This window comes from Janthinobacterium sp. C22 (genome assembly GCF_057919405.1).
The window spans coordinates 2,452,063-2,476,902 of sequence record NZ_CP193659.1 but is presented as its reverse complement, the minus strand read 5'-3'; the positions used below and the strand labels follow the sequence as shown (position 1 = coordinate 2,476,902).

16 protein-coding genes, 1 tRNA gene and 3 pseudogenes are annotated in these 24,840 nt (G+C 63.6%); 9 read left to right on the top strand and 11 right to left on the bottom strand.

Going from position 1 to position 24,840, the window contains the following annotated elements; translation table 11 throughout:
* The first annotated feature begins 249 nt into the window (after nt 1–249).
* The 3 genes from ACRHIG_RS11425 to ACRHIG_RS11415 are packed head-to-tail and all read left to right on the top strand — an operon-like array spanning nt 250 to nt 1,926.
* On the top strand, nt 250–780 hold the full coding sequence (locus ACRHIG_RS11425) for a phage tail protein (protein ID WP_475418107.1): 531 nt from the start codon (nt 250–252) through the stop codon (nt 778–780).
* 30 nt (nt 781–810) lie between these two features.
* Nucleotides 811–1,344, top strand: a complete 534-nt coding sequence (locus ACRHIG_RS11420) for a phage tail protein (RefSeq protein ID WP_475415508.1) — start codon at nt 811–813, stop codon at nt 1,342–1,344.
* A 48-nt stretch (nt 1,345–1,392) separates the two neighbouring features.
* Nucleotides 1,393–1,926 (top strand): phage tail protein, encoded by a 534-nt coding sequence (locus tag ACRHIG_RS11415; RefSeq protein WP_475415509.1) that lies wholly within the window; start codon nt 1,393–1,395, stop codon nt 1,924–1,926.
* An 83-nt stretch (nt 1,927–2,009) separates the two neighbouring features.
* Here the strand turns inward: ACRHIG_RS11415 and ACRHIG_RS11410 are convergent, their stop codons facing one another.
* The 3 genes from ACRHIG_RS11410 to ACRHIG_RS11400 all read right to left on the bottom strand — a co-directional run bounded on the left by ACRHIG_RS11410 (nt 2,010) and on the right by ACRHIG_RS11400 (nt 6,285).
* The gene (locus tag ACRHIG_RS11410) at nt 2,010–2,303 is read right to left on the bottom strand and encodes a DUF6916 family protein (RefSeq protein ID WP_475415510.1); all 294 of its coding nucleotides are present in this window, start codon (nt 2,301–2,303) and stop codon (nt 2,010–2,012) included.
* Nucleotides 2,304–2,643: 340 nt separating this feature from the next.
* A complete protein-coding gene (locus ACRHIG_RS11405; RefSeq protein ID WP_489630226.1) occupies nt 2,644–4,656 on the bottom strand; it encodes a S9 family peptidase in 2,013 nt (670 codons plus the stop codon).
* A gap of 228 nt (nt 4,657–4,884) precedes the next feature.
* Complete coding sequence (locus ACRHIG_RS11400; RefSeq protein WP_489630225.1) at nt 4,885–6,285, bottom strand: aminotransferase-like domain-containing protein; 1,401 nt, start codon at nt 6,283–6,285, stop codon at nt 4,885–4,887.
* Between the two features lie 271 nt (nt 6,286–6,556).
* Between ACRHIG_RS11400 and ACRHIG_RS11395 the strand changes: the two genes are divergently transcribed.
* Nucleotides 6,557–6,802 carry a hypothetical protein gene (locus ACRHIG_RS11395; RefSeq protein WP_475415512.1) on the top strand — a complete coding sequence of 82 codons (246 nt, stop codon included), beginning with the start codon at nt 6,557–6,559 and terminating at the stop codon, nt 6,800–6,802.
* Between the two features lie 302 nt (nt 6,803–7,104).
* On the opposite strand, the gene ACRHIG_RS11390 is transcribed toward ACRHIG_RS11395, so the two are convergent.
* The 5 genes from ACRHIG_RS11390 to ACRHIG_RS11370 form a co-directional block, all read right to left on the bottom strand.
* Nucleotides 7,105–7,181, bottom strand: a tRNA-Pro gene (locus ACRHIG_RS11390).
* Between the two features lie 102 nt (nt 7,182–7,283).
* Nucleotides 7,284–7,898, bottom strand: a complete 615-nt coding sequence (locus ACRHIG_RS11385; RefSeq protein ID WP_489630224.1) for a TetR/AcrR family transcriptional regulator — start codon at nt 7,896–7,898, stop codon at nt 7,284–7,286.
* Between the two features lie 63 nt (nt 7,899–7,961).
* Nucleotides 7,962–9,410 carry an AdeC/AdeK/OprM family multidrug efflux complex outer membrane factor gene (gene adeC / locus ACRHIG_RS11380; protein WP_489630223.1) on the bottom strand — a complete coding sequence of 483 codons (1,449 nt, stop codon included), beginning with the start codon at nt 9,408–9,410 and terminating at the stop codon, nt 7,962–7,964.
* 1 nt (nt 9,411) lies between these two features.
* Nucleotides 9,412–12,576, bottom strand: coding sequence for an efflux RND transporter permease subunit (locus tag ACRHIG_RS11375; protein ID WP_475415515.1), 3,165 nt, complete (start codon nt 12,574–12,576; stop codon nt 9,412–9,414).
* Between the two features lie 15 nt (nt 12,577–12,591).
* Nucleotides 12,592–13,812: an efflux RND transporter periplasmic adaptor subunit gene (locus tag ACRHIG_RS11370; protein WP_489630222.1), complete on the bottom strand. Its 1,221-nt coding sequence runs from the start codon at nt 13,810–13,812 to the stop codon at nt 12,592–12,594.
* Between the two features lie 424 nt (nt 13,813–14,236).
* On the opposite strand from ACRHIG_RS11370, the gene ACRHIG_RS11365 reads away from it, so the two are divergent.
* The 3 genes and pseudogenes from ACRHIG_RS11365 to ACRHIG_RS11355 all read left to right on the top strand — a co-directional run bounded on the left by ACRHIG_RS11365 (nt 14,237) and on the right by ACRHIG_RS11355 (nt 17,298).
* Complete coding sequence (locus tag ACRHIG_RS11365) at nt 14,237–15,748, top strand: DUF7125 family protein (protein ID WP_489630794.1); 1,512 nt, start codon at nt 14,237–14,239, stop codon at nt 15,746–15,748.
* 7 nt (nt 15,749–15,755) lie between these two features.
* Nucleotides 15,756–16,775 (top strand): annotated as a pseudogene (locus ACRHIG_RS11360) (sensor histidine kinase); the annotation flags it as partial.
* Nucleotides 16,765–17,298 carry a response regulator gene (locus ACRHIG_RS11355; protein ID WP_489630793.1) on the top strand — a complete coding sequence of 178 codons (534 nt, stop codon included), beginning with the start codon at nt 16,765–16,767 and terminating at the stop codon, nt 17,296–17,298. The pseudogene ACRHIG_RS11360 and the gene ACRHIG_RS11355, both read left to right, overlap by 11 nt.
* A gap of 3 nt (nt 17,299–17,301) precedes the next feature.
* Here the strand turns inward: ACRHIG_RS11355 and ACRHIG_RS11350 are convergent.
* Nucleotides 17,302–19,186: pseudogene (locus ACRHIG_RS11350) on the bottom strand (MFS transporter).
* A 246-nt stretch (nt 19,187–19,432) separates the two neighbouring features.
* Here ACRHIG_RS11350 and ACRHIG_RS11345 point away from each other — a divergent pair.
* Both ACRHIG_RS11345 and ACRHIG_RS11340 read left to right on the top strand, forming a co-directional pair.
* A pseudogene (locus tag ACRHIG_RS11345) lies at nt 19,433–22,507 on the top strand (DUF2339 domain-containing protein); the annotation flags it as partial.
* A 103-nt stretch (nt 22,508–22,610) separates the two neighbouring features.
* The gene (locus tag ACRHIG_RS11340; RefSeq protein WP_489630221.1) at nt 22,611–24,065 is read left to right on the top strand and encodes a DUF3999 family protein; all 1,455 of its coding nucleotides are present in this window, start codon (nt 22,611–22,613) and stop codon (nt 24,063–24,065) included.
* 25 nt (nt 24,066–24,090) lie between these two features.
* Here ACRHIG_RS11340 and ACRHIG_RS11335 read toward each other — a convergent pair whose 3' ends face one another.
* Both ACRHIG_RS11335 and ACRHIG_RS11330 read right to left on the bottom strand, forming a co-directional pair.
* On the bottom strand, nt 24,091–24,321 hold the full coding sequence (locus tag ACRHIG_RS11335; protein ID WP_489630220.1) for a hypothetical protein: 231 nt from the start codon (nt 24,319–24,321) through the stop codon (nt 24,091–24,093).
* Nucleotides 24,318–24,833, bottom strand: coding sequence for a helix-turn-helix domain-containing protein (locus tag ACRHIG_RS11330; RefSeq protein ID WP_489630219.1), 516 nt, complete (start codon nt 24,831–24,833; stop codon nt 24,318–24,320). Before ACRHIG_RS11330 ends, ACRHIG_RS11335 begins: the two co-directional genes overlap by 4 nt.
* Between the last annotated feature and the right edge of the window lie 7 nt (nt 24,834–24,840).

Below are 24,840 nucleotides of genomic sequence, written 5' to 3'. Positions count from 1 at the left end.
ACATATTTTCTCCAATACACAGTTTTTTAGACAAAAAAGGAACGTGAATTCAGGCTGCAAGCCAGGCCTGTCAAGGCTCTTCTACAGGGTCAACAGATGTTGACGCTTGCCATATGACAACGTATGCTACTCCGAGATTTCAATAAAGTAACTATAACAAAAAGGGTTTTTCAAAAAACAATATTGATTGCAAATGGAAAATGTTAACCATTTGGCATTTGATGACATTGCAACCGTGGGAGAACGACGATGGCTGATGTATATCTGGGACAAATCATGATGAGCGGATTTGGTTTTGTGCCGCGTGGGTTTGCAGCATGTAACGGGCAATTGCTACCAATTGCGCAGAATCAGGCGCTATTTGCACTGCTGGGCACCTACTACGGGGGCAACGGCTCGACCACCTTCGCCTTGCCCAACCTGCAGGGCAGCACCCCTGTCGGCGCAGGCGCTTCGGTGGACGGTTCCTGGCAACCTGCACCCTATCCGATCGGTATGCGTGCCGGTGCGGAAGCTATCACTTTGACACTGACTGAGATCCCGGCGCATACGCATGCGCTGAATGCCTCGACCACGCCCGGCACCACGAAGAACCCGACCAACACGCTGTACGGCGGCAGCGGCGCGGAATTCATCTATGGCACGGCGGGCCCGCAAGTGTCCTTGAACAGCCAGACCCTGGGCCAGACCGGCGGTAACCAGGCGCATAACAATATGCAGCCATTCCAGGTGCTCAATTTCAATATCGCCCTGAGCGGTATCTTCCCGTCGCGCAACTAACGTGCCAGCCACTTCCCACGGAGCATAGTCATGTCCACACCCTATGTCGGCGAAATCCGCCTGTTTTCCTTTCCCCGTATTCCTTCCGGCTGGTTTGCCTGCGACGGCAGCCTGAAACCGATCGCCAATAACGAAGTGCTGTACACCCTGCTGGGCACCACCTACGGCGGCGACGGCGTCAATACCTTCGCCGTGCCCGACCTGCGCGGCCAGGTTCCCCTGCACCAGGGTACGGGTCCTGGCCTGACGCCACGCGTCCTGGGGCAAAAAAGCGGCAGCGAAACGGTGACCTTGCTGCAGACCCAGCTTCCCGCGCATACGCACGTGGTCAGTGCGCTCAGCTCGCTGGCGACGGTGGATACGCCAGCGGTCAACACGCAGCTGGCGGCCCCGGTCAATAACGACAAGATGTACACCAGCAGTCTGGCTGGCCTCACCACCTATGCATTGGCGCCGGCGGCAACAGGCAGCGCAGGCGGCAACTTGCCGCATGAGAACACCATGCCAACCCTGACCGCGTCATTTTGCATCGCATGGGCAGGTATTTTCCCATCCCAGCAATAACAGCCAGCAAGCATACGCTGCCAACAGAATCGATCAGGAGAAACTACCGTGACATCACCATACATTGGCGAAATACAAGTCTTCGGGTTCAATTTCACGCCCTACGGGTGGGCCAGCTGCAATGGCGCCACTTTGCAGATACGGCAATACGCCGCCCTGTTTTCATTAATCGGCACGCAATATGGCGGCGATGGAGTCAATACCTTCCAGTTGCCCAACTTCACGGGACGTGCGCCCTGCGGCCAGGGACAAGGACCGGGACTCACCCCGCGCGTGATGGGCGAGACGTTCGGCAGCAACACGGTCCAGCTGGGCGCCACGCAGATTCCTGCGCACACCCATCAACTGACATTGAGCCGCCAGACCAATGCCAGCCTGCAACGCAACGTGCCGCAAACGGGCGATGGCCTCACCAGCATCACCGGTACGAACGCCTTCGTGCCGGCGACAACACCCAACACGACGTTCTCGCCACAGACCGTCGCCTCGGCGGGCGGCGGGCAGGCGCACGAAAACCGCCAGCCCATGCTGGCGCTGAATTTCTGCATCGCCCTGCAAGGCGAGTTTCCCGCATTTGATTGATACTTAACGGGGGGCCAGGCGGCGCCGGCACGGCGCCCGCCTGGCCCTGCCTGCCTCCGCGTCTGCCCCCTCCGGCAACACGCTCAGTTGAACACCGCCTGATACAGAAAACCGTCGCTGTCACGCGCCACCGGCACCAGAAAGATGCCCACTTCGCCCAACGCATCATGCCGCAGCTGAAAGATTTTTTGGCTGAAGAGGATGGGGGAACGATTGTGGAATACCAAGCTGAACGGCGCGCGCAGCATGCCCTCCAGCGTGGCGGACGGCAAGGGACGCACTTCCTTCAGGATGAAAGCGGCATTCCCGTCGCTAACGGCGGCAAATGTATCGTTGACGCGCGTGGCGAAGTGTTCCAGAGTCAATACATTCATCATTGCAGGTAGTCCATTCCGTGAGCGCTGTGATTAAAGCAATGATTTATTCTAATGCAAGCATTGCTCCTCTGGCACAGCTTTTGACGTGAGATTTCCCCCATCTGCGCCCGCCGGCAACGCGGCGGCCCGGGCCATCAAGCCCGGCCGCCGTCACTGCAACCGCCATGCGGCTTTCGCTACCGAAGTAATCCTCAGGAAATTATTGTGAATTTATGACGAACAGAACCGGATGCTATGCAAGGCGCCCGCTGCGACGCAGTGCGAGCACTGCTAGCAGCGGGCAACGCCGCAGAGCGCCGGTTATGGAAGTCAGAAATCACAATAATTTATTGGGGGTTACTTAGCGCATCGCTTCCTGCAAGCCCGGCGCAAACTCGGCGCCATGCTTGACCTGCGCGGTGGACGCCTTCAGGGTGGCGCCGATCGGCTCGGCGCGGCCGGCCAGGCATTGCCCCAGGAAGTTTTCCGTCACGGCATTGAAGGCGATGTTGTTGACGGGCCGGGCAAAGCCATGGCCCTCATCGGGGAACAGCACATACGTGACGGGAATATTCTTCGCCGCCATGGCCGCCACGATCTGGTCCGATTCAGCCACGTTGACGCGCGGGTCGTTGGCGCCCTGGCCGATCAGCAGCGGGCGCTGGATGTTCTGCGCAAAGTTCAGCGGCGAGCGCTCCTTGAGCAGCGCGCGGCCCTCTTCCGTGGTCGGGTCGCCCATGCGCTTGTAGAACTGCTGCTTGCCCGCTTCCCAGTACGGCGGGATGGTTTGCAGCAAGGTAAACAGGTTCGACGGGCCGACGATGTCGACGCCGCAGGCAAACGCCGTCGGCGTGAACGCCATGCCGGCCAGGGTGGCGTAGCCGCCATACGAGCCGCCCATGATGGCCACCTTGTCGGCGCTCGTCACGCCGCTCTTCACGGCCCACTGCACCGCGTCGAGCAGGTCGTCATGCATCTTGCGGCCCCACTGCAGGTCGCCGGCCGAGATGAACTGCTTGCCGAAACCCGTCGAGCCGCGGAAATTCACCGACAGCACGGCATAGCCGCGGTTGGCCAGCCACTGGTGGTAGCCGTTGTAGCCATAGGTGTCGCGCGCCCACGGGCCGCCGTGCACCAGCAGCACCATCGGCACCGCCTGCGTGGGCTTGCCGCCGGCGCCCGCCTTCGACGCCTGCGGCAGGGTCAGGTAAGACACCAGGTTCAGACCGTCGCGCGCCTTGATTTGCTGCGGATACATGGGCACCAGCGGCGCGCCTTCCAGTTCCGGACGCGTCACGTACAGCCGCGTGAGTTTTTTGGTCTTGCGCTCGTACAGCCAGCTCGATGGGGGCGCCGTGACGGCATCGACATTCACCAGCCATTTATCGTCGGCATCCGTGCGCGACGTCACCGTGAACTGGCCCTGGGTATTTTTCTTCAGGAAGGCCAGGTCGGCTTTCAGGTCGTCCGCCAGCGGCAAATATTCCTGCTGCAGGTAATTGACCGTATACGCCTGCACGCGGCCCGTGCGCGTGTCGTACAGCGCATCGGCGATGTCGGCGCGCGGGTCTTGCGCCATGACCGTGGTCTTGCCACTGGCCACGTCCTGCGCCAGCAGAGCCGAGGTATTGCGGCCGCGCGAATCGGTCCAGTACAAGGTCTTGCCGTCGACCGTAAACGCCAGCGGCGCCGTCGTCTGCGAGTCTTCCAGACCGACTTCGGTCAGCGGCGTGCTCTCGACCTTGCCATCCGTCAGGCGGAAATACTGCATGCCGCCATCAGTGCGCGCCTTGCTGGCGATACGCAAGTTGAGCAATTCATCGGCCAGGTAGCCGCCATAGCCATCGTTCTGCTGCACCAGCGTCAGCTTGCCGCTGGCCAGGTCCAGGCTGTACACGTCGTGCCAGCGCGCATCGCGGTTATTGATGCCGACGAGGATGCGGTCCCTGACCTTGCTGCTGATCTGGACGATGCGCACGCGCGTCTTCTCGAACGGCGTGTAATTGACCTGCTTGCCGGTCGCCACGTTCACGCCGTACAGCAGGAAATTCTCGTCGCCGCCCTTGTCCTGGATGAACAGCAAGGTTGTCGAATCGGGCGACCAGAAGCTGCCGCGGATGGGCCGCACCTTTTCGTCCGTCAGCGGCCGCGCCTGCGCCAGGTCGCCGGCCGGCGCCACCCACACATTGAGCACGCCATCGCGCGGCGCGATCCACGACAGCCAACGTCCATCGGGGCTGAGCTTGCCACCGGACTTGCTGGGATTGCCGAACAGCTTGGCCCGCTCGATCAGCGGCGTTTCCTTGACGGGGACTTGGGCGTGCGCCGGCAGTACGCTGGCGAACAACAGGGCAGGCAGGACATAGCGAATCATGGACACCTCATGGTTGTTGAATGAAGGGAAAATATAATCATTGAGCACGTGCCAGCCCATCATAGGCGAAAGCCGTGTTGCCAGGTTGATGGCAGCGACAGGGGACGAAAATCGGGGGACAGGATGGCGAAAACGGGGGCTGGCTGGCATCTGCATAAGAACGTGATTGCGGATGTTTCCGGGATTCCCATGGCATTACCCTTGCTCGGGCATGCCCGCCCTGGAGAGTCAGACCACAGCAGCGCTGAACGACTCGGGCCGCTGCGCAAGCAGATGAGACAGCCGTTGCAGACCCGCCTGCAAGCGGCCACGGTCCTTGATGCAGCCCAAAGAGATCCGGATGGCGTTCACCGATGCGCTGCCCGTGGCGAATGCCTCCGCCGGCGTGACCGCGATGCCGGCGGAGGCGGCTGCGCGCGCAAGCTGCGAGGAGTTCCAATACGCCGGCAACTCGAGCCATACGTGCAGGCCGTCGCCACAGCCGCTGTAGCGCCCCGCCAGGATATCGCGCGCCATCCGGTGGCGCAGGCGCGCCTCGTTGCGCACGCCCTCCATCAATCCGTCAGCCGAACCGTCGAGTATCCACTGGGTGGCCAGTGCGGCCGTCAGCGGAGCGGCCATCAGCGCAAAGGATCGTAGCGCGATCAGGAAACGTTCGCGCGCAATCGGGTCGCGCATCAGCACGAAGGCGACACGCAGGCCGGGCGTCAGGCATTTCGACAGGGTCGAGATGTAGACCACGTGTTCCGGGGCAAACGTGGCAATGGGCGGCGGCGGGGCATCGGCGAGGAGCCAGTAGGGATCGTCCTCGACGATGCGTACATTGCAGCGCTGCGCGACGCCGGCGAGCTCCCTGCGCCGGCGTTCCGGCATGGTGATGGCGGTCGGGTTCTGCAATGTCGGGTTGAGGTAGACCAGCCCGGGCTGGTGCTGGCGGCACGCTTCCTCGAGCATCCCGGGCAGCATCCCGTGCTGGTCCGCTTCCACGGCAATGACGCGCCGGCCGAACTGGGTCGCCGCGGCACGCAAGCCGGGATAACTCGTCGGCTCCGCCAGGATCACCTCGCCAGGCTCCGTCAGCGCAAGGATCAATGCGGCGATCGCCGCTTGCGCGCCCGGACACACCACGACCTGCCGGGAATCCAGATGTCCGAACATCGGTGCCAGCCATTCGGCGCCAGCCTTGCGGTCGGAGTCGCTTCCCCCGCCCAGGTGGTAAGTCATCAGCAATTCATTGTCTGCCCGCATCAAGACCTGGGACAAACCTTGTTTCAACATGTCGTCGAAGTCCACGCCCTCCGGCGGTGGCGGGGTATTCATGCTCAGGTCGAGGATAGCGGTCAATTCGACTTTCGGCGCCGCGGCATACGTGCCCCGCGCGCCGCGGCCCTCCAGCAAGTTGCGGCGCCTGGCTTCGTCGTATGCGCGCGTGATCGTCGTCAGGTCGACGCCCAGCTGTGCTGCCAGCTGGCGCTGCGTCGGCAGGCGGTCGCCCGGCTTCACCGAGCCCTCTGCCACCGCCGCTTGCAAGGCATCCGCGATCTGCAAGAAACGTGGCCCCTTGTTCCCGGTCAATCGCGGCAACCAGATAGCCTCATGTTCATCTTGTATGGGTTTCAACTGGGACATTTTGTCTAATTGTATGGAAATTGTTTTCAAGTAGTATGCATCAGAACGTGCAGCAACACCATCCTTGCATGGCAGTCGCTGACGTTTTTTCCTCGCTCACCTGCATCATGCGGCAAATCACGGCGCGCGATGCCATGCTGATTTCATAGCTGGATATAATGAAAGAGTCAAACAGGATGCCTGGGGGATGGTGTGAACAGAAGCTGCTGAAGCAGCGTGTTGAGGTAGTGCTCCTCAGATAGTGTCAAGTAATAGACTGGAAATACGCAAAATGATCGATTGGACCCCCATAGTCTTCGTGACGTTCAAGGCTCTCGTGCTCGCCACGGGCATGTTCTTCGCCATCAAGTGGCATTACGATCAAGGGAAGAAGGATAAGGACAAGGCGAAGCAGAATCGCGCGGTGCTGCGCGCCAGCGGCAAGGTGGTCGCCATCTTCGCGCTATTGCTGCTGGCCCTGGGGATCGTCACCTTCGTCGTTGTCAGCATGGTCGGCCTGGACATGACCCTGCCATAACGGCAAGGAACAGCCGGCCGATATCCGGCGATGCGGCAGCAATTCCCCGCTGCGGCTCGGGCAGCTCGCCTGACGTCCCGTCATCGCCGCCTCCGCCTGTTGTTTGCCGGGACAGTGGCAAATCGTGAAGATCGCGTGCGCAGCTGGCGTACTTCAACGCGACAGGCCGATAACGGACATCGGCATGCAGCAATGAAATCATACGTCGCGTAAACGGAAAAACCCGGCACCGATATTAGACAATTATCTAATATACAGTGCCGGGTTTTGATACAGCTTGCGCCGTAACTCCTTGAATCTAATGGTCGGGGCGAGAAGATTCGAACTTCCGACCCCATGCACCCCATGCATGTACGCTACCAGGCTGCGCTACGCCCCGACGAGGTGGGAATTATAGCAGACGCTTTTAGGTTTTTGCCATGCTTTGCGCACGATTCATGTCGATCTGCGCAAACTTTTTTGCATGCCCCGTTCAAGCGCCCTATTCGCTCAGCAGCAGCGCCGTCAGGACGATGCGAAAGCCCGCGATCAGCGGCTCGACCTTCACGTCCGGATTGTGAATGAAGCGCACGGGCAGACCCTGGTACATGGCCACCAGGGCATCAAGGCGCCCTTGCAGCATTTCCTCGCCAGCCGGCAAGCCGCGCCTGATGCGCGCGTCGCGTATGATGGAGAGAAATAACTGGCGCGAGCGCCGGTCCGAGCATTGCAGCATTTCCGCGATCACCGGATTGCGCGACGCTTCGGCAAAGATTTCCAGCGGCATCATCCACGTGGTCGGGTCCAGCGCTTCGAGCACATGCTCGCCCGCATTGTCGATCACCGCCTGCAGCGGATCGTCGCGCTGCGCCAGGTCCTGCATCAGGTTCGACACCCGCTCCGTATTCTGCATGACGAAGGCGGCGATGATCGCGTCCTTGCTGTCAAAATAATTATAGATGTGGCCCGCGCTCATGCCGGCCGCCTTCGATATCTCGGCCATGCTGGCGCCGTGGAAACCGCGGCGGCTGAAGCAGCTTTCAGCCGCATCGAGCACCTGTTTGCGCCGCGTATTGGCGCGCTCGGGGTCCGGATGCTTCTTTTCAACTTGGTTCATGACTTTTCCAGTAGCGCGCCGGCCCTGCCCTTGCGGGCAAGGCCGGCGTCGGCGTCCCCGTGATTATTGGGCGCCGCCAGCCGCCGCGACGGCTGTCTGCTCAGGCTGCCAACCGCCGCCCAGCACCTTGTACAAGGTGACCAGGTTGGTCGACTTGGCCAGGCGCGCCGTGATCAGGCTTTGCTGCGCCGTGTACAGCGCGCGCTGGGCCACCAGGGCGTTCAGGTAGGACTCGGCGCCCTGCTTGTAGCGCGCGTCGTGGATGGTGTAGCTCTTCGTCGACGCCTCGACCAGCGAGACCTGCGATTGCAGGCGCTCGTCGATGGTGCCGCGCTGGGCCAGCGCATCGGACACTTCACGGAAGGCCACCTGGATCGCCTTTTCGTATTGCGCCACGGAGATTTCACGCTGCACCTTGGCGATATCGAGGTTGGCGCGATTCACGCCGCCATCGAAGATCGGCAAGCTGATCTGCGGCAGGAAACTCCACGTGCCGCTGCCGCCCTTGAACAGGCCCGACAGGTTGTCGCTGACCGAACCGGCCGTGGCCGTCAGCGAAATGCGCGGGAAGAAGGCCGCGCGCGCCGCGCCGATGTTGGCGTTGGCGGCGCGCAGGGTGCGCTCGGCCGCCAGCACGTCGGGACGGCGCTGCAGCACGTCCGACGGCACGCCGGACGGAATGTCTGCCAGCGCCGTCACGGTGCCGAACTCGGCTGGCGGCAGCAGGTCGGCCGGCACGGGGCCGCCCACCAGCAAGACCAGCGCGTTCTGGTCCAGCGCCACCTGGCTCGTGAAGACCGCCACGTCGGAACGGGCCGACTCGACACTGGTCTGGGCGTCGTACTTGTCCAGGCCCGAGGTGGCGCCCGCGCTGAAGCGGCGCACGGCCAGGTCATACGACGACTGCTGGCTCTTCAGGGTGTCCTGCGCCACGCGCAGGCGCTGCTGGTCGGCCACCAGGTTCAGATAGGTGCTGGCCACTTCGGCCACCAGGCTGATCTGCTGAGCACGGCGTGCTTCTTCCGTGCCCAGGTATTGCTCCAGCGCGCTGTCGGACAGGCTGCGCACGCGGCCGAAGAAGTCCAGCTCGTAGGCCGACACGCCCAGGTTCGCCGTGTACTGGCGGTTGATGGACGCTTCGCCCGTCGGGCTGGCGTTTTTCGAAATGCGCGTGGCCGACTGGCCGCCCGAGGCCGACAGGGTCGGGATCAGGGCGGCGCGTTCGATGCCGTAGGTGGCGCGCGCCTTCTCGATGTTGAGGATCGAGACGCGCAGGTCGCGGTTGTTGGCCAGCGCCAGTTCCAGTACCTGGCGCAGGCGAGCATCGGCAAAGAACTCGCGCCAGGCGATGTCCGCCACCGGCTTGGCGTCGGCGGCGGCCGTATCGGCCTTGTAGGAAGGGCCGGTCGGCCACGCCGTGGGCGCAGGCGCCGCCGGACGCTCGTACGTGGGAGCCAGGCTGCAACCGGCCAGCAAGGCCAGCGCCGCCATGGAGAGGAGTGATTTTTTCATATTAATGTGCATCCTTGGAAAGCGTGACGGCTGGCGAACCAGGCGTCGCCGGCGTGGCGGGCGCGTCCGGCTTCGAGAAGAAGCCGCGCACCAGCACGAAGAACACCGGCACGAAGAAGATACCGAGGAACGTGGCCGTCAACATACCGCCCAGCACGCCGATACCGATGGCGTTCTGGCTGCCGGAACCGGCGCCGCTGGAAATGGCCAGTGGCAACACGCCCAGGCCGAAGGCGATCGAGGTCATCAGGATCGGACGCAGACGCAGACGCACCGCGTGCAAGGTCGCGTCCAGCAGCGACATGCCCGATTCCTGCATTTCCTTGGCAAACTCGACGATCAGAATCGCGTTCTTCGCCGACAGGCCCACCACCGTGAGCAAGCCCACCTGGAAGTACACGTCGTTCGACAGGCCGAACAGCCAGGTACCCAGCACGGCGCCGATCACGCCCAGCGGCACGACCAGCAGCACGGAGAATGGAATCGACCAGCTTTCATACAGCGCGGCCAGGCACAGGAAGACGATCAGCAGCGACAGCGCGTACAGCTGCGGCGTCTGCGAACCGGATTCGCGCTCTTCCAGCGACACGCCGGTCCAGCTGAAGCCGATGCCAGGCGGCAGCTTGGCCACCATCTCTTCCATCGCGTTCATGGCGGCGCCCGTGCTCTGGCCCGGCGCCGGCGTACCGAGGATCTCTACCGACGGCAAGCCGTTGTAGCGTTCCAGGCGCGGCGACGCGTAAATCCACTTGCCGGTGGCAAAGGCCGAGAACGGCACCATCTGGCCAGCCGTGTTGCGCACGAACCACTTGTTCAAGTCTTCCGGCAGCATGCGCGATTCGGCATTACCTTGCATGAACACTTTCTTCACGCGGCCACGGTCGAGGAAGTCGTTCACATACGAGCTACCCCAGCCCACGCTCAGCACGCGGTTGATTTCCGAGATCTGCAAGCCCAGCGCGGTGGCTTTCTGCTGGTCGATGTCGATCTTGTACTGCGGCGTATCTTCCTGGCCGTTCGGGCGCACGCCCACCATGGCCGGATTCTGCGACGCCATGCCCAGCAACTGGTTACGCGCCGCCATCAGGGCGTCATGGCCGACACCGCCGATATCCTGCAGCTGCATGTCGAAACCGGTGGCGTTACCCAGTTCCAGCACGGCAGGCGGGGCGAACGTAAACACCATCGCATCCTTGATCTGCAACAGCTTGCCCATGGCGCGACCGGCCACGGCCGGCGCCTTCTGCGCCACGTCCTTGCGCAGCGACCAGTCTTTCAGGCGCACGAAGGCGATACCCGTATTCTGGCCGTTACCGCCGAAGCTGAAACCGGCGACGGCAAACACGGAAGCGACGTTGTCCTTCTCGCTGTTCATGAAGTGGTCTTCGACCTGTTCGATCACCTTCAGGGTGCGCTCTTGCGTGGCGCCCGTCGGCAATTGAATCTGCGTAAACAGGATGCCCTGGTCTTCTTCCGGCAGGAACGAGGTCGGCAGGCGCATGAAGATGAACACCAGGCCAGCCAGCAGCAGCACGTACAGCAGCATCGAGCGGAAACGGTGCGTGATCATGGCGCCGACCCAGCCCTGGTAGGTGTTGCTGCTGCGGTCGAAGCTGCGGTTGAACCAGCCGAAGAAACCCTTGTTCGTCGCGTGATGGCCCTTCTCGACCGGTTTCAACAGGGTGGCGCACAAGGCTGGCGTAAACACCAGCGCGACGATGACGGACAGCACCATCGACGAGACGATCGTGATCGAGAACTGGCGGTAAATCACGCCCGTCGAACCGCCGAAGAAGGCCATCGGCACGAACACGGCCGACAGCACCATGGCGATACCGACCAGCGCGCCCGTGATCTGCGTCATCGACTTGCGCGTCGCTTCCAGCGGCGACAAGCCCTCTTCGCTCATCACGCGCTCGACGTTTTCCACCACCACGATCGCATCGTCGACCAGCAGGCCGATGGCCAGCACCATGGCGAACATGGTGAGCGTATTGATCGAATAGCCGAAGGCGTTCAGGATGCCGAAGGTACCCAGCAGCACGACCGGCACGGCCATGGTCGGGATCAGGGTGGCGCGGAAGTTCTGCAGGAACAGATACATCACGAGGAATACCAGGATCACCGCTTCGACCAGGGTTTTCACCACTTCTTCGATGGACAGTTTCACGAACGGGGTGGTGTCGAACGCCACCTGGTAGCTCATGCCTTCAGGGAATTGCTTGCTCAGGTTGCCCAGCATGGCTTTCGCCGCATTGGCCGTATCGAGCGCGTTGGCGCCCGTCGCCAGCTTGATCGCCACGCCGGTGGCCGCATGGCCGTTGTAGCGGGCCACGGTGTTGTAGTTCTCGCGGCCCAGTTCCATGCTGGCCACATCCTTCAGGTACACCATGGCACCGTTGGTCGTGGTTTTCAGCAAGATGGCGCCGAACTGCTCCACCGTTTGCAAACGGCTTTGCGCCGACACGGTGGCGTTCAGCTGCTGACCCTTGACGGACGGCGTGCCGCCCAGTTCACCGGCCGACACTTCCGCATTCTGCGCCTGCACGGCCGTGATCACGTCCGCCGGGGTCAGGTTAAAACTTTGCAGCTTGGCCGGGTCGAGCCAGATACGCATGGCGTACTGCGAACCGAACAGGGTCACGTCGCCCACACCGGCAACACGGCTGAGCGGATCGACGACGTTGGCGGCCACATAGTCGCTCAAGTCGGTCTGGTCCATCTTGCCGTTTTCGGAAATGAAGCCGAACACCATCAGGAAGTTCTTCGTCGCTTTCGACACGACAAGACCCTGTTGCGTGACAGCCGTCGGCAGCAGCGGCGTGGCCAGCTGCAGCTTGTTCTGTACCTGCACCTGGGCGATGTCGGGATTGGTCCCGCTGGTAAACGTCAGCGTGATGCTGATGCCGCCAGTCGCATCGCTCGACGAGGACATGTAGCGCAAGCCGTCGATACCCTTCATCTTTTGTTCGATGACCTGGGTGACCGCATCTTCCACGGTCTTGGCGGAGGCGCCAGGGTAGGAGCCGCTGATCGAAATCGACGGCGGGGCGATGCTCGGATACTGCGCGATCGGCAGGCTGAGGATCGAAATCACGCCGGCAAGCATGATGACGATCGCGACCACCCAGGCAAAAATCGGGCGGTCAATGAAAAAACGGGCCATTAATATTCTCCTGAATTAGTGGGCGCTGGCAGCCGATGCGGCGGCAGAAGCGGCAGCGGCGGGCGCGGGCGCAGGAGCAGCTTCGGCCTTGGCCGGCACGGCAACGGCTGGGGCGCCTGGCTTGACTTTTTGCAAGCCTTCCACGATCACGCGGTCGCCTGCGGCCAGGCCGGACGTCACCAGCCAGTTGGTGCCGACGGTGCCGCTGGTGGTCAGCACGCGCTGCTCGACCTTGTTTTCCTTGTTCAGGATCAGGGCCGTGGCCTGGCCCTTCTGGTTGCGCGTCACGCCCACTTGCGGCACGGTAATGGCTTTCTCATCCACGCCCGTTTCCAGCTGCGCACGCACGTACATACCTGGCAGCAATTCGCCTTTCGGGTTCGGGAACAGCGCGCGCAAGATGACGTTGCCGGTGGTCGGATCGACCGTCACGCCGGCGAACTGCAGCTTGCCCGATGCGCCGTACTTGCTGCCGTCCGGCAGGATCAGGTCGACCTTGGCCTGGCCTTCGCCTACTTTCTTCAGCGAACCATCGGCCATCTGGCGTTTCAGGCGCAGCAGGTCGGTGCTCGACTGGGTCACGTCGACATAGATCGGGTCGAGTTGCTGCACGGTGGTCAGCGCTTCGGCCTGGCCCGCCGTCACCAGCGCGCCGGCCGTCACGGTCGAGCGGCTGGTGCGGCCGCTGATCGGCGCCGTCACGGTGCTGTAGCGCAGGTTGATGTTCGCCGATTCCAGCGCCGCAGTGGCGGACTCGACGTCTGCCTTGGCTTGCTCGAACGCGGCGACGGCATCATCGTATTCCTGGCGGCTGACGCCTTCGATGGCCACCAGTTCCTTGTAGCGCGCGGCTTTCGGACCGGCCGTCAACAGGTTGGCCTTGGCTTTCGACAGCGCGGCCTTGGCCGAATTGGCGGCGGCCTGGTAGGTGGCGGAATCGATCTGATACAGGGCCGTGCCCGCTTTCACATCGCTACCCTCGACGAACAGGCGCTTCTGGATCAAACCGCCCACTTGCGGGCGCACATCGGCGAATTGGTAGGCATTCGTGCGGCCGGGCAATTCGGCGCTCATCGGCAACGCGGCCGGATTAACAGTAAACACGACCACCTGCGGCGCTTGCTGCGCGTGAGGTGCTTCCTGTTTTTTACTGCAGCCGGCCATGATTACAGTGGCGCACAGAACGGCAATAGCGCCGCTCGTACGCGGCGACGTCAGGGAAAAGGTTGGTTGCATCTTGGACTTTCTGAAAAAGAAGCTGGCTAGTGTCGTTAGAAATGACTAAATTTATTAACGCAGATCAAAGAATGAACGATCATTCTAAAATCGTCAAGCATCGTTACAATTGAAACATAGTAACTATCAAGCGAATTAACTTATCAATGAGGCAATAAAATGAAGACAGCAACAGCGGTGGCACGCCAGCACAGTTGAGCAGGAACCTGGCGAGCGGTGGCTAAAACGGCAAAGCGGAAAAGGTGGATTGAGTGAATACTTTAGCAGGGTCAAGAGTTCTTTGCTGAACTGGCCGACAAGGACGCAACACTCCGCCCTGCCCGCAAGTATGCCGAGGTGATTATTTACCAATGGTATCGAAAAGACATGCCGCGGCGGACGCGCTAATATATTGGCCACAGCATGGCGAAGCGAGGACGCGATGATGACAGCACAGGCGCAAGGAACGGCGCAAGACGATGGCGCGGGCGGCCTGGACGCGCCGCCGCTGCTGTCGACGGGCATCCCGGGCCTCGACACCATATTGACGGGCGGCCTGCTGGCCGATCGCCTGTACCTGCTCGAAGGCGTGCCAGGTACAGGCAAGACCACCCTGGCGCTGCAGTTTCTGGCCGAAGGGGCGCGCAACGGCACGCCCGTGCTGTATATCGCCCTGGCCGAATCCGAGATCGAGCTGCGCGGCGCAGCCCTGTCGCACGGCTGGGACCTGGCCGGCATCGCCATCGAAGAAGTGGCGCCCAGCGACGACATACTCAATCCCGAGCGCCAGTACACGATCTTCCATCCGTCCGAAATCGAACTGGCCTCGACCAACCAGCGCATCCTGGCCGCCATCGAAAAACACCGCCCGGCCCGCCTCGTGCTCGATTCGCTGTCCGAACTGCAGCTGCTGGCGGAAAACCCCTTGCGCTACAGGCGCCAGGTCGTGGCGTTGAAACAATATCTGGCCAGCCGGCACTGCACCACCGTGCTGATCGATGACCGTTCCGCGCTGGACGACGGCTTGCAAGTGCGTAGCGTGGCCCATTGCGTGATCGCGCTGGAGCTGCAAAACCAGGCCTATGGCAATGACCGGCGCCGCGTGCGGGTGGTGAAATACCGGGGCGTGCCATTTCGCAGCGGCACGCACGACTACAAGATCGCCCGTGACGGCCTGGTCGTCTATCCGCGGCTGGTGGCGGCCGACACGCGCCGCGATGGCGGGCACCGGCGCCTGTCGAGCGGCGTGCCCGAACTCGACGCCATGATAGGCGGCGGCCTGGAAGAAGGCATGAGCACGCTCCTTTCCGGCCCGGCCGGCAGCGGCAAGTCCACCCTGGCGGCGCAATTCGTGCACGCGGCCACGACGCGCGGCGAACCATGCGCCATGTTCCTGTTCGAGGAGGCGCGCAGCAAGCTGCTGAACCGGACCGACAGCGTGGGCATGCGCCTGCAGGCGGCGCTCGACACAGGCCTGCTGAGCGCGCAGCAGATCGATCCGGCCGAGCTGACACCGGGCGAATTCGCCCAGGCCGTGGTCGACGCGGCGCAGCGGGGCGCCAAGGTGATCGTCATCGACAGCCTGAACGGCTACATGCACGCCGTGCCCGATGAACGCTTCCAGAGCACCTACCTGCATGAACTGCTCAATTACCTGAGCCAGCACGGCGTGACGACCCTGCTCGTCGGCGTGCAGCAAAACATGCTGGGCACTTCGATGACGACGGCGGCCGACGCCAGCTATCTGGCCGACAGCGTCATCATGCTGCGCTACTACGAAACGGAAGGCGAGGTGCGGCAAGCCATTTCCGTCTTCAAGAAACGCGGCAGCGCGCACGAGCGCAGCATCCGCCGCTTCGAGATCAGCCCGCAGGGCATCCGCATCGGCCCGGCCCTGGCCGGCTTTCACGGCATCCTCTCGGGCTTGCCTACCATCGGCGGCACGCCTTTCCCTTAGGAATGCCATGGAGCAGCGCATCCTGATCTACGCGCCTGCCGGCCAGGATGCCGCCCTGGCCGGCACGGTATTGGCGGGCAGCGCCATCGCCAGCCACGCCTGCCGCTCGCCGGGCGAACTGGCCGAGCAGCTGGCGCTGGGCGCCGGCGGCGTACTGACGGTCGACGAGGCGCTGCATGCGGGCGTGTATTCCGTGCTCGACGCCTATGCCCGGCAGCAACCGGACTGGTCCGACTTGCCCATCATCCTGCTGACGCACGCGGGACTCGATTCCCTGCCCGTGCGCCAAGCCATCGCCGCCCTGGGCAACCTGACCCTGCTGGAACGCCCCGTGCACATCCTGACCCTGATCACCTCGGCGCACGCCATGCTGCGCGCGCGCCGGCGCCAGTACCAGGTGCGCGAGACGCAGCGGCGCAAGGACGAATTCATTGCCAGCCTCGGGCATGAACTGCGCAATCCGCTGGCCCCCATCAAGTCGTCGGTGGCCCTGCTCAAGCACCTGTTTCCGGCATCTGAGCAGGTCGGCAAGGTGAGCGACGTGATCGAACGCCAGGTGACGCACCTGACGCGGCTGGTGGATGACTTGCTCGACGTGGCGCGCATCACCAGCGGCAAGGTCCTGCTGCAGCGCAAGCAGTTTGAGTTACAGCAAGTACTCGAGCATGTCATCGAACTATGCCAACCCGCGGCCAGCAGCCGGCACATCCGCATCACCCGCGATATGCCGCCGCATCCCATCACATTGCATGCCGACTATGCGAGGGTGGTGCAGATCTTTACCAATATCGTCTCGAATGCCGTGAAGTTCACGCCTGACGACGGGCTCATCCACATTACGGCGCGCCTGGCGCAAGGCCAGCTGCAGGTGATGGTCGAAGACAATGGCATCGGCATCGACCCGGACGCCATCGCGCGCATCTTTTCCATGTTCGAACAGGGACGCACGGTGGAGGGCCAGATAACCAGCGGCCTGGGCATCGGCCTGAGCCTGGCGCGCCAATTTGCCGAAATGCATGGCGGCAGCATCGAGGCCTACAGCGACGGGCCGGGACGCGGCAGCCGCTTCATCGTCACCCTGCCGGCCGGCGCCAGCGCCCCCGACCGCCACGCCGCCCGCCGCCGGAAGCGACACGCCCGCCGGCGCGGGCCAGCCCGTGCCAGTGCTGGTGGTGGACGACAACCGCGACGCGGCCGATTCCCTGCAAAGCCTGTTCCAGCTCGAGGGCTATGCCGCCCAAGTCGCGTATGGCGGCGCGCAGGCGCTGGCAGCCGTCGACAGGGTATGGCCGCAACTGGTGGTGATGGACCTGGGCATGCCGGACATGGATGGCTACGAGGCGGCGCGCCAGATACGCCAGCGTGCGCACGGGCGCGACGTGCTGATGATCGCCCTGACGGGCTGGGGCCAGGGCGAAGCGCGCGCGCGCACCGAGCAAGCCGGTTTCGACCATCACCTGACGAAACCCGTGGATTTCGACGCCATCACCGCCCTGCTGCGCGCGCACCTGGCACGGCAGGAAGGGACGGCTACGCAGACAACGTCATAGCGCTTATTTCCACTTGCCGCGCAGCTCCTGCACCTTTTGCTGCAACAGTTCCGGCGTGGCGGCCTCGGGCGCCACGGGCATGCCCACGGCCAGCGACAGACGCGAGCGCAAACCCGCCTTGAAGGCGCGCTCGAACAAATGGCCATTGCGATGGCTCAACAGATGTCCCCACAAACCGCGCAGCGCCAGCGGAATCACGGGCACCTTGCTGCGCTCGACGATCTTGGCGATGCCGCCCTTGAATTCGCTGATCTGGCCCGTGCGCGTCAGCTTGCCTTCGGGGAAGATGCACACCAGCTCGCCTTCATGCAGCGCTTGCGCGATATCGATGAAGGCCTTTTCCATCAGGAAAGGATCTTCCTTGGCCGGCGCGATGGGAATCGCCTTGGCCGTGCGGAAAATCCAGCCCATCAGCGGCATCTTGAAGATGCGGTGGTCCATGACGAAGCGGATGGGGCGCGGGCTGGCCGCCATGATGACGATGGCGTCCACGTAGCTGACGTGGTTGCAAACCAGCACGGCCGCCCCCTCCGCAGGGATGCGCTCGCCATCGACGACTTTGACCCGATGCACGGTCTGGATGAGTATCCACGCGAGGAAACGCATGAGGAATTCCGGCACCAGCGAGAAGATGTAGGCAGCCACCAGCGCATTCAGAATCGCCGTGACGAGGAACAGCTGCGGGATCGTAAATCCTTGTCCCAGCAGCACGATGGCCACTCCGGCGGCAGCCACCATGAACAGGGCGTTCAAAATATTCATGCCGGCGATCGTGCGCGAAATGTGTTTCGGGTCGCAACGCGTCTGGATCAGGGCGAACAGGGGCACGATGAAGAAGCCGCCGAACACGCCGATCATGACGATGTCGAGCAAAATGCGCGGCACGCCGGCCTGGCCCACAAACGCCAGGGCATCGACGATGTGCGTATTCGCGTAGGCATTGCTGGCGAAATACAGGTCGATGCCGAACAGCGACAGGCCGATGGAGCCGAACGGCACCAGGCCGATCTCGATCTTGTGGCCCGACAGCCGTTCGCACAGCAAGGAACCCGTGCCGATGCCGACGGAAAACACCGTCAGCAGCAGCACGAACACGCTGTGGTCGCCATGCAGGAAATCCTTCGAGTACGGGGAACTGGGCCAGGATCAGGGCGCCGTAGAACCAGAACCAGGAGTTGCCCAGCATGGCCAGGAAGACGGGGCGGTTCTTGCGCGAAAAATTCAGGTTGCGGAACGATTCGGCGACAAAATTCAGGCTCACCTTCAGCTCCGGCTCGGGCGCGGGCGTGCGCGGCACGCGGTAGCTGGCGATCAGGCCCAAGACGGCCACGGCGATCGTCGCGCCCGCCACCAGTTCCACGCCCAGCGGCTTGTGCACGATCAAGACGGCGCCGAGGATTTCGCCCAACAAGATGCCGACAAAGGTGCCCATCTCGATCAGGCCATTGCCACCGACCAATTCCTCGGGTTTCAGTTGTTGTGGCAGATACGCATATTTCACGGGGCCGAACAGGGTGGAATGGATGCCCATGCCCACCACGGCGGCCACCAGCAGCCACAGCGTGTGCGTCATCCAGCCGGCGGCGGCCACGGCCATGATGGCCAGTTCCATCCATTTGACGAAACGGGCCAGGCCCGCCTTTTCAAACTTGTCGGCCAGCTGGCCGGCCGTGGCCGAAAACACGACGTAGGGCAGGATGAACAGGCCGGGAATCAGGTTGGTGATGGTGGACGGGTCGAGCGTGGTCCAGCTCAGCGCATCGTAGGCGAGGATCACCATCAGGGCCGTCTTGAACAGATTGTCGTTGAAGGCGCCAAAGAACTGGGTCCAGAAGAAGGGCCCGAAACGGCGCTGCGACAATAAGGAAAACTGGCTGCTTTGACTCATGGCATGGGGAACCGGCAATTAAGGAATTGCTAAAATACAGCACTATCCTGCGCGCGACAATCTGAATGTCGTCATCTTGCTTGGCGTCAATACGGAAAACAGCCTGCCGCGCAATGCTGGCCACGTCTTCCTGATGCCGTCCCCGGTACTTACCCTGACACAACAGAAATCGCCTGTCTCTTGATAATAAGGTAATGTGCGCATACTTCGGGCGCCTTCGCCCTGCCCTTCCAGGAAAGCTACTCCATGTTTGGATTGATCACGCTGTTCATCCTTGGCTTGCTGATTGCCGCCTTTGTGCAGGCATTGCAATACCGCAGAAAGGTGGCCGACCTGGAGCTGCTGACGGCGCGCCTGCGCAAGGAAGTCAACGGCATCCAGCAGCGCCTGCAAGCGCTGGAAGGCCAGGCCGACGCGCCACTTGCCCCGCCCGCCGAGGAGAGTGCAGTACCGGCGCCTGTGCCTGTTTCCGCGCCGACACCGGCACCGGTACCGCAAGCGGCCATGACCGAGCCGCTCGAACTGGCAAAGGCCGCACCGGCAGTGCCGGCGGCAGCCCCGCCCAGGCCTGCGCCGCCTACCGCGCCGGCGCCTGCCAAACCAGCATCCGCCGCCACCAACACCCCGTCCTGGATCGCGCGCCCGGATGGCCTGTTTGCCAAGGCGAAGAACTGGCTGTTTACCGGCAACCTGGTCGCCAAGCTGGGTTTATTGATCCTCTTCCTCGGTGTCAGCTTCCTGCTCAAATACGTGTCGGCGCAGGTCACGCTGCCCATCGAGCTGCGCCTGGCCGGCATCGCGCTGGCCGACATCGCCCTGCTGGCCTGGGCCTGGCGCATCCGCCTCAGCCGCCCCGGCATCAGCCTGCCGCTGCAGGGCACGGCGCTGGCGATATTGATGCTGGTGACGTTCGGCGCCTTCCGCCTGTATGAACTGATCCCGGCCGGCCTGGCGTTTGCCGTGCTGTTCGTGCTGACGGCGTTCACGTGTCTGCTGGCCGTGCTGCAAAACGCCGTCTGGCTGGCCGTCTTCGGCATCGTCGGCGGCTTTGCCGTGCCCCTGCTCGTGTCGACGGGCAGCGGCAACCATATCGGCCTGTTCAGCTATTACGCGCTGCTCAATGCGGGCGTCTTCGCCATCGCCCTGCAACGCGCCTGGCGCGTCCTGAATGTGCTGAGCTTTGGCTTCACCTTCGTCGTCGCCACCACCTGGGGCCTGCTGCGCTACACTCCCGAGCACTATCTGTCGACGCAACTGTTTTTGATCCTGTTCGTGCTGTTCTATATCGGCATCGCGATCGCCTACTGCGCACGCCAGGCGCCGCGCCTGAAACACTACGTGGATGGCACGCTCGTGTTCGGCACGCCGCTGGCGGCCATGGGCCTGCAATACGGCCTGGTCCGGCACTTTGAATTTGGTCTGGCGTTTTCCGCCCTGGCCGCCGGTTTGACCTACACTGGCCTGGCCGTGGCCCTGTGGCGCAGGAACGGTTTCAAACTGCTGGCCGAAGCCTTCCTCGCGCTGGGCATCGTCTTCGGCACCCTGGCCATCCCGTTCGCCCTCGATGGCCGCTGGACGTCGGCCGCCTGGGCGCTGGAAGGCGCGGGCATCGTCTGGGTCGGCTTGCGCCAGCGCCAGACCCTGGCCTGGGCCTTCGGCCTGCTGGTGCAGGGGGCCGCCTGGCTTGCCTTCCTCACCGCCATACAGGAACTCGATACGGCATCGGCCCTGCAGGCCAACATCTGGCTCGGCTGCGCGCTGCTGGCCGCCGCCGCGCTGGTGATGGCCTACAATTTCCGCCGCCACGGCAGCCACTTGCAGCCGGAGTTCATGAGCAGCATGTCCGTGCTGTTCCTGACGGCCGCCACCGCCTGGCTGCTGGGCGGCATCTGGAGCGAGATCCTGCTGCGCACGGACGCCGCCACGCAACTGAATCTGCTGACCGTCAGCGCGCTGGCAGTGGCGGCCCTGCTGGCGGCGCTGGCGCGGCGCGAACAATGGCATGCGCCGCGCGCCCTGCTGCTGGCCGTGCAGGTACTGGCAGGCATGGTCATGCTCAGCCGCGCCAGCTGGGCCTGGGACCAGCACCCGGCCAGCCTGTTCGGCGGCTCCTTCCTCAGCGCCCTGCTGCTGGGCGCCGCCGCCTTTGCCAGCGCCCGTTTCCTGGCGCTGCGCGCGCGCGGCGGCGACGCGCTGCTGGCGCTGGCAGCGCGTCCCCTGCTGGTGTGGAGCGGCTTGCTGTGGTTTGCCGCCATCCTCATGCCCTTCACCAGCTGGCTGCTGCGCCTGATCGACGGCGACCTGGAACTGCAGCCGCACGCGGGCGAGCACTGGCTGGCGCTGTACCTGCTCGCCGTGTGCGTCACGACGCCCTTGTTCGCCATCCTGGCGCGGCGCCTCGATTGGCCGCAGCTGCGCTGGTTGACCGTGGCTGCCTGGCTCGGCCTGGGCCTGTGGAGCGCCAACATGCTGCTGGCGCTGTATGTGCGCGACTACCTGCCGACGGGCTTGAGCTGGCTGGCCCTGGCTGGCGCCCTGGCGGCCGGCGAATACCTGCTGCTGGCCTGGCCCAAGGCGGGCTGGCCACTCGACGTGCGCGCGCTGCGCCTGTTGCATACGCTGCGCACGGCCGCGCCATGGCTGATGCTGTGGCCCGTGGGCGCCATGCATGTGGGCGCCTGGCTGGCGCGCCACGAAGGCAGCGTCAGCCCCGCCTGGGCCCGCTACTTGCCGGCCTGGGCCATGATGCTGGCGCTGGCCTGGCTGATCCGCCGCTGCCGCGCCGGCGCCTGGCCGGTGGCGCCGATTGCCGCGTGGTACCAGCGCACCCTGATACCGCTGGGCGCCCTGTGGTCGCTGCTGCTGATCGCCGCATGGAATATTGTCGATGACGGCGCCATGGCGCCGCTGCCCTACTTGCCGCTGCTCAATCCTCTGGACTTGAGCACGGGCTTTGCCGTCCTGCTGGCCATCGCCAGCTACCGTTTATTCCCGGCCGGCCAGATCCCCCTGCCGTCCCTGTGGCAAGCGCGCTTGCCCGTCGTGGCCGCGTGCTTGCTGTACGGCTGGTTCAACCTGATGCTGCTGCGCACGGTGTCGCACTACCTCGGCGTGCCCTACACGTTTGACGCCATGCTGGCCTCGCAGTTCGTGCAAGCGATGCTGTCGCTGGTGTGGAGCGTCACGGCCCTGCTGCTGATGCGCCATGCGGCCCGCCAACAGCGGCGCCAGCAATGGAGCATGGGCGCCGTACTGCTGGGACTGGTTGTCCTGAAGCTGTTCCTGATCGATCTGTCGAACGTGGGCGGCATCGAACGCATCGTGTCTTTCGTGGGTGTCGGCTTGCTGATGGTCTTGATCGGCTACCTGGCCCCTTCCCCAAGGCTGCCGCGCCAGCGCCAGCCGAACCCCAAGCGGGAGCAACATGAAAACCACACCCATGTCCGGCATCATGTTGATGGCAGGCGCGGCGCTGGCCGCGCCTGGCCAGGACCGGCCGCAGGACTATCGCTGGAGCATGCCCATCCAGTCGCCGACCGGCGCGGGCATCGTCCAGCTGGCGTTGCCCAGGGAAGTCTACCTGCATGCCAGCTCGGCCAGCCTGGCCGACCTGCGCCTGTTCGACGCCGACGGCAAGCGCCTGACCTACGCCATCGGCGCGCCGCCCGCGCAATCGGCCACGCAGCGCACGAACATTCCAGCCCGTATCTTCCCCGTGACAGGCGCGCCGGCAACTGGCGATGGCTTGCAAGGCATCGACATCCGCACGGCCGACGATGGCCGCTTGCTGTCGGTCAGCACGCGCGCCGGCACGGCAGCGAGCACGGCCGCGCTGCAGGCGCTGATCCTCGACCTGGGCAAGCAAGCGCAAGACAAGCGCATCGCCGCCTTGCGCTTCACGCCGCCGGCCCGCACGGACAATTACAGCGCGCAAGTGCTGCTGGAAGTGAGTGATGACCTGAAGCAATGGGACGCCATCGGCACCACCACCCTGAACTGGCTCAGCAACAGCGACACGCAAACCCTGGCCAACGACAGCATCGCCTTTGCGCCGCGCGCGTTTCGCTATGCACGCCTGAGCTGGCAAGCGGGCGAGCCGCTGGCCTTTGCGGCGATCACGGCGCAAGCCGTCAGCGAAACGGACATCGCCGCGCCGCGCGCCAGCGTCGTGCTGCAAGGCGCGCCCGGCAAGCAGGACAATGAATGGCGCTACGCCACGCCCCTCGCCATTCCCGCCGACAGCATCGCCCTGCAATTGACGCTGACCAATACGGTGCTGCCCGTGACCCTGGGCGTGTATCGCCAGAACAACTATGTTCCCCGGCACCGGCTGCACCTGCGCCAGCAGGCGCGTCCCGCGCAAGGCGCGTATTTCGATCCCTTGCTGAGCACGACGTTTTACCGCATCGGCCTCGATGGCAAGGAACGGATCTCGGGCGACCTGGCCATGCCCGTGACGCAGACCGGCGAATGGGTATTGCAGACCTCCACGGAACACCCGCTCTCCGCCGGCAATGCGCCCGGCTTGCGCCTGGGCTGGACACCAGCCACTGTCGTCTTCCTGGCCAGCGGCAAGCCGCCCTACCAGCTGGCATTCGGCAACAGCGACGCCGCCGCCGTCGCGCAGCCGCTGTCGCAGGTGGCGCCCGGCTTCAAGGCGGACGAACTGCTGGCACTCAAGACGGCCAACGCCGGCCCGCTCCAGCCCAACGCCGGCGCGGCGCCCCTCCCGCGCGTCACCAAGGACGGGGCACCGTGGCACCTGGCCGCACTGTGGGCGGCACTGTTGCTGGGCGTGGGCGTGCTGGGCTTTTTCGCCTGGCGTTTGCTGACGCAGATGAAAGAGGAGCAAGGCAGTACCGACAAGCAGGAACATTAGCCACTTGAGCGCGGTACTCGCCGACTCACTGCCGCAACAGCGCCTTGAACGTCTGCGGCATCCAGGGACGGGCCGCCAGCATGAAGCTGATGGCCAAGCGCTCGTTGCCGGGCAAGCGCGCGTCTTCCTGGTGCTGCTGCGAAAATTCCACCGCCACTTGCTTCAGCCGTTCCAGCAAGGCCGCCGTCGATTTCTTCGACAGCATCACGTTCACCAGGCGCAGCAATTCCGTTTCGCCATCGAACTGCGAATTCAAATAGTCGCCATAGGCTTCCTTTTGAAATACGTGTGGATGGGACCGTTCGGTATCCACGCAAACGTGCGCGCCACCAGCAGTTTGACCCGGTTATTCGGCAGCAGTTCCAGGAAACCGATCTTGTCGAGGCGCAGCAGGTATTTCACGGCTTGCGCTTCGCTGATGTCGTAGATGGCGACGATCTGTTCCAGCGGCAGCAGGTTCAGGGCGGAGACGGCCACCACGAATAGCCGGGTGTCCTCGAGGATTTCCTTTTCCTGCGCATACGTCAGGCCCGTGATCAGGGTGGGCGCCGCCTGGGCTGACTGCACGGCCAGCGCCAGCTGCTGGAAATCGCTGCCGACGGCCACCAGGATCTGGTCCAGCCGCTGCAGGGTAAATTGTTTCTGCGAAAACATCCGCTTGACGCTGGCTTCGGACACGCCGATGCGCTGGGCCAGCTCGGCATACGTGACGGCGCGCGCCTTCAACAGGCGTTTCAGGGCCTCGATCAGGGCGTGGGTTTGCGGCATGCACTTC

What these genes read in the sequence shown, in the direction of transcription:
- ACRHIG_RS11425 (WP_475418107.1), top strand. Translation starts at nt 250, where the DNA reads ATGGCTGATGTATATCTGGGACAAATCATGATGAGCGGATTTGGTTTT.
- ACRHIG_RS11420 (WP_475415508.1), top strand. Translation starts at nt 811, where the DNA reads ATGTCCACACCCTATGTCGGCGAAATCCGCCTGTTTTCCTTTCCCCGT.
- ACRHIG_RS11410 (WP_475415510.1), bottom strand. Translation starts at nt 2,303, where the DNA reads ATGATGAATGTATTGACTCTGGAACACTTCGCCACGCGCGTCAACGAT.
- ACRHIG_RS11405 (WP_489630226.1), bottom strand. Translation starts at nt 4,656, where the DNA reads ATGATTCGCTATGTCCTGCCTGCCCTGTTGTTCGCCAGCGTACTGCCG.
- ACRHIG_RS11400 (WP_489630225.1), bottom strand. Translation starts at nt 6,285, where the DNA reads ATGTCCCAGTTGAAACCCATACAAGATGAACATGAGGCTATCTGGTTG.
- ACRHIG_RS11395 (WP_475415512.1), top strand. Translation starts at nt 6,557, where the DNA reads ATGATCGATTGGACCCCCATAGTCTTCGTGACGTTCAAGGCTCTCGTG.
- ACRHIG_RS11385 (WP_489630224.1), bottom strand. Translation starts at nt 7,898, where the DNA reads ATGAACCAAGTTGAAAAGAAGCATCCGGACCCCGAGCGCGCCAATACG.
- adeC (WP_489630223.1), bottom strand. Translation starts at nt 9,410, where the DNA reads ATGAAAAAATCACTCCTCTCCATGGCGGCGCTGGCCTTGCTGGCCGGT.
- ACRHIG_RS11375 (WP_475415515.1), bottom strand. Translation starts at nt 12,576, where the DNA reads ATGGCCCGTTTTTTCATTGACCGCCCGATTTTTGCCTGGGTGGTCGCG.
- ACRHIG_RS11370 (WP_489630222.1), bottom strand. Translation starts at nt 13,812, where the DNA reads ATGCAACCAACCTTTTCCCTGACGTCGCCGCGTACGAGCGGCGCTATT.
- ACRHIG_RS11365 (WP_489630794.1), top strand. Translation starts at nt 14,237, where the DNA reads ATGACAGCACAGGCGCAAGGAACGGCGCAAGACGATGGCGCGGGCGGC.
- ACRHIG_RS11355 (WP_489630793.1), top strand. Translation starts at nt 16,765, where the DNA reads ATGGCGGCAGCATCGAGGCCTACAGCGACGGGCCGGGACGCGGCAGCC.
- ACRHIG_RS11340 (WP_489630221.1), top strand. Translation starts at nt 22,611, where the DNA reads ATGAAAACCACACCCATGTCCGGCATCATGTTGATGGCAGGCGCGGCG.
- ACRHIG_RS11330 (WP_489630219.1), bottom strand. Translation starts at nt 24,833, where the DNA reads ATGCCGCAAACCCACGCCCTGATCGAGGCCCTGAAACGCCTGTTGAAG.